8 protein-coding genes are annotated in these 14,649 nt (G+C 57.5%); 2 read left to right on the top strand and 6 right to left on the bottom strand.

Annotation, left to right across the window (positions count from 1 at the left end; translation table 11 throughout):
- Nucleotides 1-12: 12 nt before the first annotated feature.
- The 3 genes from AB3G35_RS07875 to metE all read right to left on the bottom strand — a co-directional run bounded on the left by AB3G35_RS07875 (nt 13) and on the right by metE (nt 9,511).
- Complete coding sequence (locus tag AB3G35_RS07875; protein ID WP_369782467.1) at nt 13-4,023, bottom strand: neuraminidase-like domain-containing protein; 4,011 nt, start codon at nt 4,021-4,023, stop codon at nt 13-15.
- Nucleotides 4,024-4,039: 16 nt separating this feature from the next.
- Nucleotides 4,040-6,802, bottom strand: coding sequence for a Tc toxin subunit A (locus AB3G35_RS07870; RefSeq protein WP_166672937.1), 2,763 nt, complete (start codon nt 6,800-6,802; stop codon nt 4,040-4,042).
- A gap of 399 nt (nt 6,803-7,201) precedes the next feature.
- Nucleotides 7,202-9,511, bottom strand: a complete 2,310-nt coding sequence (gene metE / locus AB3G35_RS07865; RefSeq protein WP_106116232.1) for a 5-methyltetrahydropteroyltriglutamate--homocysteine S-methyltransferase — start codon at nt 9,509-9,511, stop codon at nt 7,202-7,204.
- Nucleotides 9,512-9,618: 107 nt separating this feature from the next.
- Here metE and metR point away from each other — a divergent pair, with 107 nt between their 5' ends.
- On the top strand, nt 9,619-10,536 hold the full coding sequence (gene metR / locus AB3G35_RS07860) for a transcriptional regulator MetR (RefSeq protein ID WP_016779668.1): 918 nt from the start codon (nt 9,619-9,621) through the stop codon (nt 10,534-10,536).
- A gap of 577 nt (nt 10,537-11,113) precedes the next feature.
- On the opposite strand, the gene AB3G35_RS07855 is transcribed toward metR, so the two are convergent.
- Genes AB3G35_RS07855 through AB3G35_RS07845 form a run of 3 tightly spaced genes read right to left on the bottom strand, consistent with a single transcriptional unit; the run spans nt 11,114 to nt 12,756 of the window.
- Nucleotides 11,114-11,626 (bottom strand): GNAT family N-acetyltransferase, encoded by a 513-nt coding sequence (locus AB3G35_RS07855; RefSeq protein ID WP_134049407.1) that lies wholly within the window; start codon nt 11,624-11,626, stop codon nt 11,114-11,116.
- A 12-nt stretch (nt 11,627-11,638) separates the two neighbouring features.
- Complete coding sequence (locus AB3G35_RS07850; RefSeq protein WP_095004970.1) at nt 11,639-12,277, bottom strand: LysE family translocator; 639 nt, start codon at nt 12,275-12,277, stop codon at nt 11,639-11,641.
- Nucleotides 12,277-12,756 carry an NUDIX domain-containing protein gene (locus AB3G35_RS07845; RefSeq protein ID WP_369782465.1) on the bottom strand — a complete coding sequence of 160 codons (480 nt, stop codon included), beginning with the start codon at nt 12,754-12,756 and terminating at the stop codon, nt 12,277-12,279. Before AB3G35_RS07845 ends, AB3G35_RS07850 begins: the two co-directional genes overlap by 1 nt.
- A 264-nt stretch (nt 12,757-13,020) precedes the next feature.
- Here AB3G35_RS07845 and AB3G35_RS07840 point away from each other — a divergent pair, with 264 nt between their 5' ends.
- A complete protein-coding gene (locus AB3G35_RS07840) occupies nt 13,021-14,640 on the top strand; it encodes an FMN-binding glutamate synthase family protein (protein WP_016779664.1) in 1,620 nt (539 codons plus the stop codon).
- Nucleotides 14,641-14,649: the final 9 nt, after the last annotated feature.

The following is a 14,649-nucleotide window of genomic DNA, read 5'->3' as shown; positions in this document are numbered from 1 at the left end:
CTGTATTTGCGGTTAACGAATCGTGTAATTAATGTGCAGAATAATGTCGTTCAAACTGAGCAACATCGCATTCTGGCTACTGTGAGCATTTGGAAATATCAGAGAAAACGTGCCGGTATTGATCGGTAAGCCTTCAAACGGCAGGTACTGCCCATCGTTGAAGTCCAGCTGAAACTGCCCGCTGTCATCCAGACCATGGGACAACGCCACCGCCTTGCAGCCGTTTGCCAACTCTGTGCTGCTGTTGTAACGCAACAGCGCCTGCACGTTTTCATAAGGGCCCAGCAGTGCTGGCAGGGACACACTGATGCTCTTGATCAAACGGCTATTGCCCAAGTTGAGGCTCAATGGGTAGTCAGCCTGGATGTTCAGGTCATCAAGCCTGAAGGTCAGCACCAGGTTATTGGTGCTGTCCCGTTCAACCACCACAAACTGAGCGGTTTTTTCAGCGGCCATGAAGGCCACACTATCCGACGTCAGCAATTGTTTGATGGTATCGATCAGCGTGGGCTCCAGGGTTCGCAGCGAAGCCGTTTTACGCACTTGCAGTGCACGCTGATCCCAATTCAGGTATGCCACTTCCATCTGTTGCAGGCTAAGCAACAGGCTCTCACCTGCCAGCAAGCCTTGATACAGGTCGCTCCAGTTGCCGGGGCGCAGGTATTTACGGTTGTCACCGGTTTCCCAGCCATAACTTTTTTGGGCCTGAGAGCACAGCGAGGACACCGTGTCGTAAAGCTGGTAATACAGCGTGGACATGCGCCCGGCCTGCCAGTTGAACAGCGCCTGACCGGTGAAGCGGGTGGTCATTACTTCAAGCACCGCATCGCTGTAGGCCTGTTCCATCTCGGTTTGCTGGCGTTGTTTATCTGCCATCGCGATCTGCTCGTTGAGCGAGTCGATCTGAGTGCTGATGACTTCACCTTCACGCCGCGCCTGGTCGCGCTGCAAGTCCCATTCCTGGCGCCGGCGCCGGTACATCTCGGACGTATCTATCTTGGCCGCCTGGCCCTGGTTCATGCCTGCCTTTACACGCAACACATCGCTGCAGGCATCGACAAGGCCACCTACTTCACCCCATCCGACAGCCACCCCGGCCACATTAGGCAGCAGATTCAGGCTCCCGGCGACCACCCGCAAGACGCCCGCCGAGTCCTCGAGGAATGTCGCCTCACTGCGCAAATCCATTGCCAGTTGCTCTTGCACGGAAATATTTTCCAGGTACAGCGCATCATAATGTTGCTGACGCGCAAGGGTCGTGGCTCGGGTGTTTTGCAACCCGCTCAGGGTGTGTTGCAGCGAGGCCACATTGGCCGAATGAGCTTCGCCCATCAAGGCCAGCAATCCGCCCTGCTGGGTTTGTTGAAGCACGCTCAAGGCATCGGCGTCGCGGCGCTCAAGTACACCCTGCAAATTGGAGCCAAACTGGATCACCTGCTGCACCGCATTACGCGCGCGCTCGAGCAACACCATAAAGCGTTGCGGCCACAGGGCCTGTGTACCGTCTGCCTGCATGCCACCTGCGCCATCTCCGGCCTGACGTGCCAGTTGCAGCGCTTTGGGGTCCGCAGGGGCCTCGAATAACTCCAGCGCCAGCGGTTGACCATCAATGGACAGATGATGTCGCAGGTTGTAGAGCCGCCCTTCAAAACGATCCCAGTAGGCCAGCACCGCAGTATCGACCGGTGGACGAAATGGCCCGTTGGTAATGGCTATCTGCCGGGGGGAAGCGGGGGCAAGCACAGCCAGTTGCTCTTCGGCCACGCCTTCCAGATCAAGCAGTCGCACATTGGACGTAGTGCTTGCTGCCTGCAGTGTCGGTGCGTTCCATCCCTGCGCTAACGGAAGTTCAGGGCGTACCCCGAGCAATTGCAGGGCCTGCACGTACCACATTTTCGCCTCGCTCAGGCTGTCACGGGTTTGCTGGCGATACAGCTGGTCACCGCGTGCTGCCAACAGCTCCAGTCCGCGCAGGAACACCGCCAATTTGTAATTCATCGGGTCGGCCGTAGCGATCGCGTCCGGGTCATCGGTATCGATCGGGGATGACGAGCCCCAGGCCACGTCGTTCTGCAACGGTTTTACATTCCAATAGCGCGTGTTACTGCCAACTTTTTGCAATACACCGTCAGCATTTCGATAACCCGCCGGGTCGAAAATACGCTTGAACCAGAGATCGGCCTCGGCGAAGCGTTGCTCGGCCAACAGGCGGTTGGCAATCAGAAACGGCGCATGGAAGAACAGCTCCCAGGTATAGAGCCCCACACCGCCCTCAAAGCTGATAGCACGATCTGTTGTCCCTCCTGCGTACCCGTTCGGATCGATCAGCACCTGCTGCACATCCCATGACAACAGTGAATCCACACCATTGAGCATTTTTTGTTCGAGCATTGGACCGGCCAGTGTGGTGAGCACGTACTCCTTAGCATTGGCAGGTTTCGTATATAGCATTTGGGTGCGGCCGACACTGTTATAAGAAGTAGGTATCCACAAGTTACGGGTGGCGTCGAAGCTGGTAACTGCTGCAGGAGTGCCAGGACTGCTCCTTAGCAGAGGAATATCATCTGAAAATGCGGCTAAAATATAACGTACACTGTATTGAGTATTTGTCACAAAATCAGCAAACAAAAAGGGAGAGTGAATTTCATAGTCGTTTTCGCTTGAGGCTGCATTGACATAGCGGCTATAAATCCTAAAGCCAGATATGTAAAAGCCAATCGCAATGGGCGGGTAAACACTTCCACTTTGAGCCGCCAGCACCTTAACAGTAACTTTTCCGTTGTTACTGATAAAACGCACATTTTTAAGTTTAACAAAAGAATTACCAGTCGACGACTCAAAGGAAAATGTACTCGTCACAGCAAATACACCGGGGGGTACCGGAGGTTGCCAAACTAACGGTTGCAATACAGGAATATCATAATAATTACCAAAATTTTTATTATCATAGGAAACACCCGAAATGGTTATATTTTTAGGTGAATCTATTACTTGCAAGATTTTGCTGAAACGAATTAAATTTATGCCCTCTGATGTACGAGTAAAAACACCTAACCTGGGGTCAGGGTCTTGAAGGTTATTGCGCAGTTCGGCCGCAATAACCCTGTCCACATTAATTCCAACTGGCCAATTCCGGATATCCCACTGACCATTGGGCCTAAGTGTAGCGATCTGCAGCTCCCGTATATTTTTCGCCTGAGCCAGAGTCCCAAGCTCGGAGCCGACGTTAATGGCGTCACTGGGATATTCATGGATGCACAAAACATGCAAGCGATTGGCAAAGTACACAATCGACGGCACGGTGCCTTTCATCGGTTGCAGCGGCGCATCAATCTTCAGCCATTGGCTCCACGAGGCCGGATTTCGAACCCTTGAATTGTTGCCGTAATCGGTTTTATCAACACGCCGCCAATAATATTCACCGGGGATGCCAGGAATACTGCCCAGGAAATACGCCACGCCCTGCTCACCGGCAGGCTCAACTTGATAGCCCGCGTCATAGCGGATATCCAGCACTTTGCGCAGGCCGCTGACATATTGGCTGAACGCTTGCTCGACTCGTTCCTCGGTGATCCGGCCTTGATTGATGGCAGTCTCAAGCTCTTCAAACAACTGGGTTTTGCTGTAGCGCAGCTCGGGATCGATATAACTTGCCGGGTAGTACAACAACCGCTGCAAACCGGCCCATGTTGAATAACGCTTGTTATAGGCATTCCAGCGACTGAAATAACCGTTTTCCCGTGAAGCGTTCTCCATCGCTGACTGAACCGTTTCGGGCTCCAGTTGCTCGCGGCAACGGTGCAAATACAGTTGGGTACTGGCCACGGCTTCAGCAATGCGGCTGGTCTTGATCTGGCCAGACACCTTGGGGTCGAGCAACAGGTATTCGTATAAGTCCTCGGCAGTCTTGATTTTGCTCGCCTGAGCGCCCAGGCCACGCCCGGGGATCACATGATGAAGGTAATAAGGCATCAAAGCATCACGTTGGGCTTCGTTAAGACCGGCCAGTAATTTCTTGTTCATAGCGGTTTCTCCCGGGTTAGCCGTGTGCGGCGGCCATGACTTTGGCGGCGATCAAGGTGAGCGTGGCCTGATCAACAGTGGCAGATTCAGTGAGTTTGCCGACCCAGGACAAATCGCTCGGGGACAGGCCAAGGCGCTGGCCTAGTTGCATTTTTTGCAGCAAGGGCAATAGCGCCGCAAAGCTGCGCGGTACGTTGCCATTCATCAACACAAGGGTTTGCGCCACATCCCAGCCATGCAGATCGCTGATCTGTTGTGCAGCGACGTCCAGGGTCAGCGTCGGGTCCAGGGCCGCGGCGCGCTGCAGATAACTGCGGGCCTCGGCGGTGTCTGCGACCTGCGTGCGCAACCACTTGCTATAGCGCGACAGCAACAGCAACAACGCCAGGGTCAAGGGAGGGGATTTCTGTTCGCCCGTCAGCGCAGAAGGAATGGCAGAGCTCACGGGCAGCAACACGCCCAGATCCTGCTCAGCCAACTGTGCCCAGTGGCACACCTGAGCCAATTGGCGCATCAGGTAGGCGTACTGGACGGCCCGGGGCTGGCCGTCCAGTGTCGTCTCCCCTTGGCAGATACGTTCAATATCTGCCCAGAAGCTCATCAAGTCATAACCCTCAAGGGTTGGGGCCATGTCCTTGGCAACCGCATCGACCCAAAGCAGGGCAGCAGCGGCGATATTGGCCTTGAGGTTAAACTCGGCACCGATATGGCGCGCCATAAGCGCCCGCAGTTCGGCGATCTCGCTGGCCTGGCGCGCCGCATCCACTGGCGCGCGGCCGGTCAGGGTGCTGTAGATATTTTCGATAAACACTTTGAGTTCAGGTGTGCCCTGCACCGGGTAGCGACGGCTGGTCAGGGCGACCAGTTGCCCCGGTTCCAGCTTGGCTGTGTGCATCCAGTCCACCAGATAACCGGTGCGGATCAACACACCCAGGGCGATCTGGTTTGGTCGCGGCTCGGCCAGCGCGCGGACAATCGCATCGGGTGCGGCGAACAAATCCCAGAAATGCAGGGCCTCGGCCACACTCAAGCCGAACAGGCGAGGGATGGCTACTATCCGGTACAACGCCGAAATCTGCTCCAGCCCCAACATTGCCAGCACCCTGTTGGCGTTCATGCCTGGCAGGAACTGCGCCAGTACGATCAGTGTGCCATCGTCAATCTTCAATCCTTGGCACAGCTGTGCCCGTACGTGCAGTGATGCCGGGCTTTGTGTGGTTTGATGGAAGTCGACATCGGTCTGGCCGATCAGGTCACTGCTACCAAACAAGGAGGTATAGAACGAGGCTTTGCCAGCGCTGTGAAAGGTGTTAAGCACGCCCAGGCAGGCGCCGAAATTGTCAACTGTCATGCCATAGCGCTGGCGCAGAGGCAGGTAAACCGCCAGAGCTTGCAGGGGTTTTGTCAGCGAGTATTGACTGATATCGGTACAGGCTTGAGCGATCAGCCAGTCCAGCTCCTCGAAAGACAGCACATTCACATGACGGTGCAGGCGCAGGATACGATTAAGACGATCATAGGCCGCATTGGTGCGGTTGAACAAATGACTGTCCGCAGGGTTATTGACCGGACGCGGTACTGGATGCCCCAACGTGGCGCCTATATACCAGTACAATGGTTTTATCGTTTGATCGCCACCAACCCAACCGTTGATATAACGAGCGCCATAAACCTGGGGTGAAACAATCTCCGGTGAAGCCCCAGACTGATTAGAGACATCATAGTAAGGCCCTGCCCCCAACACTTTCAGAATGGTATCCGTCGGTAGCTTAACGGCATCACGCAGATCTGCTTCTCTTAACATGAATTCAGTTTTGGATTTTCCATAGTAACGACCGACACTTTCGTAACTACCATAGAATGGCCCATAGAGGATTAGGAACAACTCTGGCGACATCCCCAGCGCATTCTGCGCATAAACAGCGGGCATTAAGTCTGCCCAACGGTTCAGGTTATTATCCTGCCTTAGTGCCTGCCCCTCGAAATCACCCAGCACCGACCACAGTTCAGCAGAGCTGCTTTTGCGAGCTTGCAACCCTTGGCGGATTTGTTCGCTTACATGGTTGTAAGGTAAGCCCATCGGATATACAGACGTGCGCAGCAACTCGTCAACGTTGCCCGTGACACCGGCTTTCAACACTTCAAGGGTCAATTCCAGTGTGCTGATTTCTTCATTCAGATTGGCATCACTGAGCACCAGCGCGCCCAGATCCGGGCGTCGCTGGTTCAGTTGCAAGCCGTTAGAAGACGGGTGCAGCGGCTTGGCAGCGCGATACAGATCGGTCAGATAACTGGCCGGGGAAAACAAGGAGCCCGCCGAAGCCGGATGGGAAAAGCCGTCGGGGCTGGTTCTGCTAAACCACTGCTCATAACTGCCGCCACTGCCCAGGGAGCGTGCTACCGGGAGGGTGTCATCCACGGGGGCTTCAAGTTTGGCCACCGAGCATACGGCAGGATCGCTGCGCGCGCACAGTTGCGTATAAAGCCGGGTCAGGCCCGCGGCACGAGCCTCTGCCTGATTAAAGAAAGTGTTTGCCTCTTCCTCCGTTATTGTCAGCCCCGTCTGCTCTTGTATTCGAGCATTCAACCCTGATGGGCCATCTCGGACGACATCGAACACGGAGCTGAAACCGAAACTTGCCAGCTGTTGATGCAGCGTAAGCAAGGCCTCGCGCGCGGCGATATCGCTTTCATTTTCCAGGTCTTCAGGCGGCTCATCGCCCACGGGAGGCTTGTCGTCGACAGGTGGTTCATCGCCGATCACGATGACCTCTGGCACAATTTCCTCCTCGGGCGATTTGGGGACGTTACTTGTGTCGTCCGCGCCTGGGGGGCTATCAGTTGTATCGGAAGATTTGTTGATTGCCATGACCATAACCTCAAGCTAATTGCTGATTCGCTGTACCAGGAACCAATCCAGCCATCCGCCACGGCAGTGGGCAGATTTCCGGGGTTTATTGAGCCAGGGACTGGCTCTGTTGAGGTCAATTACGCGCTTGGAAAGGGAGGTTGCCTACTGTCATAACTGACAGAGATGAAGTCCGCTTATCAGAAAACACCGGCGAACTAGTAGGCATTTATGGCAATGAAAAAAGGAGGAAGGGCACGAAAAAAAGCTGCAAGCCGCAGGTCAATACCTGCAGCGTGCAGCTTGTAGAGGGTTAACTTAAATCGCCGTTCAGGCTGCTTGCGTGCGTAACTGCCGTGCCGCCGCGACCATGTTGACCAGCGCTGCTTCCGTCTCGGCCCAGGCGCGGGTTTTAAGGCCGCAGTCGGGGTTGACCCACAAGCGTTCGGCCGGAATGCGCCGGGCAGCCTTGCTCAGCAACTTGACCATTTCAGCCGTGTCCGGCACCCGCGGTGAGTGGATGTCATACACACCCGGGCCGATGTCATTGGGGTAGTCGAACGCTTCAAAGGCCTCCAGCAGTTCCATGTTCGAACGGGAGGTTTCGATGGTGATGACGTCGGCGTCCATTTCGGCAATCGATTTGATCACGTCGTTGAACTCGCTGTAGCACATGTGGGTGTGGATCTGGGTTTCGTCACTTACACCTGATGCGCACAGGCGGAAGGCCTCTACCGCCCAGTCCAGGTATTCCTGCCATTGTGCTCGACGCAGCGGCAAACCTTCGCGGAACGCAGCTTCGTCGATCTGCACAATCTTGATGCCGGCTTGTTCCAGGTCCACCACTTCATCGCGGATGGCCAGCGCCAGTTGTTGCGCCTGCACCTTGCGTGACACGTCTTCGCGGGGGAAGGACCACATCAGCATGGTCACCGGGCCGGTCAGCATGCCCTTCATCACCTTGTCGGTCAGGCCTTGGGCGTATTTGATCCACTCCACGGTCATGGCCTGCGGGCGGCTCAGGTCGCCGAAGATGATCGCCGGTTTAACGCAACGCGAACCGTAGCTCTGTACCCAGCCGTATTGGGTAAATACATAGCCGTCCAGCTGCTCGGCGAAGTACTCGACCATGTCATTGCGTTCGGCCTCGCCGTGTACCAGTACATCCAGGCCCAGACGCTCCTGTACCTGGACGGCATTGCGGATTTCGCTGTGCATCGCGTCGGTGTATTCGCTGGTCGACAATTTGCCTTGTTTGTAGGACTGACGCGCCAGACGAATCGAAGCAGTCTGCGGGAATGAACCAATAGTGGTAGTCGGAAAAGCCGGCAAATTCAGACGGGCACGCTGCAATTCAATGCGCGTGGCAAACGGCGACTGGCGCTGGCTGTCGGCCTCGGTGATGGCGTCAAGCCGGGCCTGCACGGCTGCCTTGTGAATGCGCGGCGAGTTGGCCCTGCTTTGCTGTACGGCGCGGCTTTGGGCCAGGGCCACTTGCACGTTCGGGGCTTGCGGGATATTCAGGGCATCACGCAGCACGGCGATTTCCGCACACTTCTGTTTGGCAAAGGCCAGCCAGCTAATCAGCTCGGCATCCAGTTTGGTTTCGCGATCCAGATCCACCGGGCTGTGCAACAGCGAACAAGAGCCCGCCACCCACAGGTTGTCGCCAAACCGCTCTTCGGCTTCCTGCAGTTGCGCCAGGGCGTTTTCCAGGTCGCAGCGCCATACGTTGCGACCATTGACCAGGCCCAGGGACAGCACTTTGTAAGTAGGCAGACGATCTAGAATGGCATGCAACTGGTCGGGAGCCCGCACCAGGTCTACATGCAGGCCATCGACCGGCAGGCCCACGGCCAGGCCGAGGTTGTCTTCCAGGCCGCTGAAATACGTGGCTACCAGTTTCTTCAGTGGCGAGTACTGAAGGATGTGATACGCACGCTCGAAGGCGTTTTTCCACTCCTGGGGCAGGTCAAGCGACAGGATCGGCTCGTCCAGCTGTACCCATTCCACGCCCTGCTCCGCCAGACGGGAGAGGATGTCCGCGTACACCGGCAGCAGGTTTTCCAGCAGCTCAAGCTTGTCGAATGCATTGCCCTTGGCCTTGCCCAGCCACAGGTAGGTGAGCGGGCCGATGATCACGGGCTTGACCTTGTGGCCCAGGGCCAGGGCTTCGGCGGTTTCTTCGAACAGCTCGTGCCAGCTCAGTTCAAAGCGCTGGTCGAGGCTGAATTCAGGTACCAGGTAGTGGTAGTTGGTATCGAACCACTTGGTCAGCTCCTGGGCGTGCTGGCCTTTGCCGTGCTCACCACAGCAGCTATGGCTGGCACCGCGGGCCATGCCGAACAGGGTGTCCAGGGTCGGGCGGCGCTGCTCGTCGAGGGTGGCGACGAAACGCGGAGGGATCACGCCGAAGGTCAACGAGTGGGTCAGCACCTGGTCGTACCAGGCGAAGTCCCCCACCGGCAGCAAGTCGATACCGGCGTCTTTTTGCAGTTGCCAGTGTGTGGCACGCAATTGGCGGCCAACGTCTTTCAGCGCGGCCTGGTCGATATCGCCTTTCCAGTAGGCTTCGAGGGCTTTTTTCAGCTCGCGGTCTGCGCCGATGCGGGGGAAACCAAGATTGTGTGCCAGGGCCATAACGACATTCCTTCGTGTAAGTAATGACGCAATTATCGACAGCCACAGCAACATGAGACAAACTCAACGTTTTCGTGTTGATCATCAAAATTACTCATGGAGCCACTGTGCTGGAAATTCGTCACCTCAAAACCCTGCACGCGTTGCGCGAATCAGACAGCCTGGTGGAAGCAGCCGAGCGCCTGCATCTGACCCAGTCCGCGTTGTCCCACCAGTTCAAAGAGCTTGAAGAGCGCATGGGCATGCCCCTGTTTGTGCGCAAGACCAAACCGGTACGCTTCACCAGCGGCGGCTTGCGCCTGCTGCAACTGGCCGATGCCATGCTGCCGTTGCTGCGCGGGGCCGAGCGTGATATCGCCCGCTTGGTGGGCGGTACGGCCGGGCGTCTGCATATGGCGATTGAATGCCACAGTTGCTTTCAGTGGTTGATGCCGACCATCGACCAGTTCCGTGATGCCTGGCCTGAGGTGGAGCTGGATCTGGCGTCCGGCTTCGCCTTCGCCCCGTTGCCGGCACTGGCCCGGGGTGATCTGGACCTGGTGGTGACGTCCGACCCGCAGGAAATCGCCGGGCTGACCTATGTGCCGCTATTTACCTACGAAGCCATGCTGGCAGTGGCCAATCAGCATCCGTTGGCCAGCAAGCCGTTTATCGTGCCTGAAGACCTGAGCACTGAAATCCTGATCACCTACCCGGTGGAGCGCGATCGCCTGGATATCTTTACCCGATTCCTGGAACCGGCCGATGTGGAACCGGCCCAGGTTCGTACCTCGGAGCTGACGGTGATGATGATGCAGCTCGTAGCCAGCGGCCGAGGGGTATGCGGGATGCCGCACTGGGCGCTGCATGAATACAGCTCGCGCGGTTATGTGAAAGCCAAGCGCCTGGGCGAGAAAGGCCTGTTTGCGACGCTATACGCCGCAATCCGCGCCGATATGCTGGATGCCCCGTACATGCGCGACTTCTTGCTGACCGCCAAGGACACCTCGTTCTCGACGCTGGATGGGGTGAGTGCGGTGCGTTAACCAGACCTGACCGAAGCCCCTGCATCGCGGGCAAGCCCGCTCCCACCGATTAAGGGGCGCCCACTCAATCCTCTGCCAAGCCCAATCCCCTGTGGGAGCGGGCTTGCTCGCGATAAGAGCGCCGCGGAGCAACAGGTGCCCCCAGGTCTGGCCATCGCAGGCAAGCCCGCTCCCACCGATTAAGGGGCGCCCACTCAATGCTCTACCAAGCCCAACCCCCTGTGGGAGCGGGCTTGCTCGCATAAGAGCGCCGCGGTGCAACAGGTACGTCCAGTTCTGGACATCGCGAGCAAGCCCGCTCCCACCGATTATGGTGCGCCCACTCAATCCTCTGCCAAGCCCAACCCCCTGTGGGAGCGGGCTTGCTCGCGATAAGAGCGCCGCGGAGCAACAGGTGCGCCCAGGTCTGGCCATCGCAGGCAAGCCCGCTCCCACCGATTAAGGGGCGCCCACTCAATGCTCTACCAAGCCCAACCCCCTGTGGGAGCGGGCTTGCTCGCGATAAGAGCGCCGCGGTGCAACAGGTACGTCCAAGTCTGGCCATCGCGGGCAAGCCCGCTCCCACCATAAGCCTCGGTCAGTTCTCTTCTACATTAACCAACCGACGCATATGCACGCGGTCGTAGTACGCCTCCCCCACCCGGATCGCACTGTCTTCCAGACCCGACTGCTCAAACCCGCAGCGCTGGTACAACGCCAGCGCCGCATCGCTGCCGGCACTGACGGTCAGTTCGATCACCTTGATTTCAGGCTCTTGCTCAGCCAATGACAGCACCGCCTGCACCAGATCCTCGCCCAGCCCCTGGCCGCGAAAAGCTCGGGTCACATACAGGCCAAACAACGTGGCCTTGTGCCGGGCATCTTCCCAGGGTTCGAAGGCCAATCCGACCATGCCCACCAGTTGCGAATCGACAAAAGCACCAAACAGGGCGCTGAGTTCATCATCCAGTTTGGCTTCCCACCAGCTCAGGGGTAATTGCTCGCGTCGGGCAATGGTCGACACAAATGCTTCAGGGTGCAGCGCATAAGCCTCAAGCATCAGGTGGCGATATGCCTTGGCGTGTGAGGGGTCAAGCAGTTCTATAGCCATTACGGGTCCAGGTCATACGATTTTACGTTGTTCCAGCATCAGCCTCACGGCCAGTGCAGCCAGCACTGCGCCCATCACATAACGCTGCACGGCCAGCCATAGCGGGTTGCGCACGAACCACACGGCGATACCGGAGGCGAACAGGGCGATCAGCAGGTTGACCGTGAAGCTGACGCTGATTTGGGTCAGGCCCAACACAATACTCTGGGTAAACATCGAACCGTGTTCCGGGGTGATGAATTGCGGGAAAACCGATAGATAGAACACCGCCACCTTGGGGTTCAATACGCTGGTCATAAAACCCATCATCATCAATTTCGAGGTGGAATCGGGCGCCAGCTCCTGAGCCTGAAACGGCGACCGGGCTCCCGGACGCACCGCTTGCCAGGCCATCCACAACAGGTACAGGGCGCCGGCCCACTTGAGCGCCTCATAGGCCATAGGTACAGCCATAAATACAGCCGTCAGCCCCGCAGCGGCGGCAAACATGTGCACGAAAAAACCCGTAACCACACCGATCAACGACGTGACCCCGGCCCTGCGGCCCTGACAGATCGAACGCGAAATCAGATAAATCATGTTCGGCCCCGGCGTCAGCACCAGCAGCAGGCAGGCCGCAGCAAAAATCAGCAGATCATGGGCTGGAATCATCAGGCCGTCCGGGTTTGCAAGGTTTGGCGATAGAACGGCAGGACCAGATCCCGGGTCAAGGGCGCCAGAACCAGGCCGCCATCGCCTTGAGGATCAATCCACTGCACCTCTTCAATTTCTGCCGTGGCCACTACTGGCTGACTGATATGCACCAGAAACAGCTCGGCCTGCACTTCAAAACCTGGCTCATTGACCGCTGGCGCGGCGAAATGGCCCAGCCAGGTGGCGCTGGCAGGGTCGATCACCAGCGCCAGTTCCTCTTCCAGCTCGCGGGCCAAGGCTTCAACCGGCTGCTCACCGGCATCGATCTTGCCGCCGGGCTGCATAAAGGCCCGGGTGCCGCGTTTACGCACCAGCAGGGTTCGGCCATCGGGGCCGATCAATACGGCAGCGGCAATACGGATGATGTTGCAGGTTACAGGTTCAAAAGAAGTCACGGATGTCGGCCAACAGAACAGGAAGGCCTGGAAGGATTGCATGACCCGAGCCCCCTGAAAATACACAGATGTCACTTTTACCCGAGCCATCTGTATGAAGTGCCCGACTTTGGTCGGGATGCCACCACAGATGAAATCCCGTTCAATGAATAATCTGACAGGGAGTTGGCATTTGCGTGATAGATGACCAACACTCCCCCTGCAAACCTCCGACCTGAAGAGAGGGTGCCAATGTCCTTTTTCTGTTCTTGACCACGTCAGGCATCGCCGCCTGACGGAACAGACCCGCCTGAAACAGGAAACCGTATGAGCCTGTCACTGCTAAGCCGTTATGCGTTTTTTGCATTCTGCGTCATCTTCACCCTCGCCAGCCTGCCCTTTATGCACCACGAGTGGTTATGGCCCTTTACCGCCATCACTCTGGCCTTGAGCCTGCTAGGGATTTTCGACCTGCTGCAAAGTCCCCATGCGGTACGCCGCAACTACCCGATCCTGGGCAACATTCGCTATCTGGTGGAGGCCGTCCGCCCGGAAATTCGCCAATACCTGCTGGAGTCTGACAGCGACGCGCTGCCCTTCTCACGGGCACAACGCTCGCTGGTGTACTCCCGCGCCAAAAACGAAAGCGCCGACAAGCCTTTTGGCACTCTGGTTGACGTGTACCAGCCGGGTTTCGAATTTATCGGCCACTCCATGCGCCCGGCCCCCTTGACCGACCCCGCCAGCTTTCGCGTGGTGGTCGGTGGCCCGCAATGCAGCCAGCCGTATTCGGCGTCGATTTTCAATATTTCGGCCATGAGCTTTGGTTCATTGAGTGCCAACGCGATCCGCGCCCTGAATCAGGGTGCAAAACTCGGTAATTTTGCCCACGACACGGGTGAAGGCAGTATCAGTTCCTATCACCGCGAACATGGCGGCGACCTGACCTGGGAACTGGGCAGTGGCTATTTCGGCTGCCGCACCTCTGACGGGCGTTTCGACCCTGAGCGCTTTGCCGCCCAGGCCCGCACCCCGCAAGTGCGCATGATCGAAATCAAGATGAGCCAGGGTGCCAAACCGGGCCACGGTGGCATCTTGCCCAAGCACAAGGTCACCCAGGAAATCGCCGAAACCCGCGGTGTACCGATGGGCGAAGACTGCATTTCGCCTTCGCGCCACAGCGCATTTTCGACCCCCATCGAACTGATGCAATTTATCGCACAGTTGCGTGAACTGTCGGGTGGCAAACCCGTAGGCTTCAAGTTTTGCCTGGGCCATCCGTGGGAGTTCATGGGCATTGCCAAGGCCATGCTGGAGACGGGCATCCTGCCGGATTTTATCGTCATTGATGGCAAGGAAGGCGGCACCGGCGCCGCGCCCGTAGAGTTCACCGACCATATCGGCGCACCGCTGCGCGAAGGTTTGCTGTTCGTGCACAACACCCTGGTGGGCCTGAACCTGCGGGACAAGATCAAACTCGGCGCCAGCGGCAAGATTGTCAGTGCCTTCGATATCGCCAGCGTACTGGCCATTGGTGCGGACTGGGCCAATTCGGCCCGCGGTTTTATGTTCGCCATTGGCTGCATCCAGTCGCAGAGTTGCCATACCAATAAATGCCCCACCGGCGTGGCCACCCAGGACACCTTGCGCCAGCGCGCCCTGGTAGTACCGGACAAGGCCCAGCGAGTGTTCCAGTTCCACCGCAACACCCTCAAGGCCCTGGCCGAAATGCTCGCGGCGGCAGGCCTGGAGCACCCGGCGCAGCTCAAGGCCAAGCATCTGGTGCGACGCATGTCGGCCACCGAGATCAAACTGTTCTCGCAGTTGCATGTGTTCCTCAAGCCCGGTGAACTGCTGACCGGCGAGGTGAATGGCGAGTTCTATTCGCGCATGTGGCAAATGGCCAGGGCGGACAGTTTCGAAGCCAACGAAATCGCCGCCGCCTGACAAACCGCC

This window comes from Pseudomonas sp. WC2401 (assembly GCF_041200115.1).
Taxonomy (GTDB): Bacteria; Pseudomonadota; Gammaproteobacteria; order Pseudomonadales; family Pseudomonadaceae; genus Aquipseudomonas; species Aquipseudomonas fragi.
This window is presented reverse-complemented; position numbering and strand designations above follow the sequence as displayed.

What these genes read in the sequence shown, in the direction of transcription:
- AB3G35_RS07875 (WP_369782467.1), bottom strand. Translation starts at nt 4,023, where the DNA reads ATGAACAAGAAATTACTGGCCGGTCTTAACGAAGCCCAACGTGATGCT.
- AB3G35_RS07850 (WP_095004970.1), bottom strand. Translation starts at nt 12,277, where the DNA reads ATGATTCCAGCCCATGATCTGCTGATTTTTGCTGCGGCCTGCCTGCTG.
- metE (WP_106116232.1), bottom strand. Translation starts at nt 9,511, where the DNA reads ATGGCCCTGGCACACAATCTTGGTTTCCCCCGCATCGGCGCAGACCGC.
- AB3G35_RS07855 (WP_134049407.1), bottom strand. Translation starts at nt 11,626, where the DNA reads ATGGCTATAGAACTGCTTGACCCCTCACACGCCAAGGCATATCGCCAC.
- AB3G35_RS07845 (WP_369782465.1), bottom strand. Translation starts at nt 12,756, where the DNA reads ATGCAATCCTTCCAGGCCTTCCTGTTCTGTTGGCCGACATCCGTGACT.
- AB3G35_RS07840 (WP_016779664.1), top strand. Translation starts at nt 13,021, where the DNA reads ATGAGCCTGTCACTGCTAAGCCGTTATGCGTTTTTTGCATTCTGCGTC.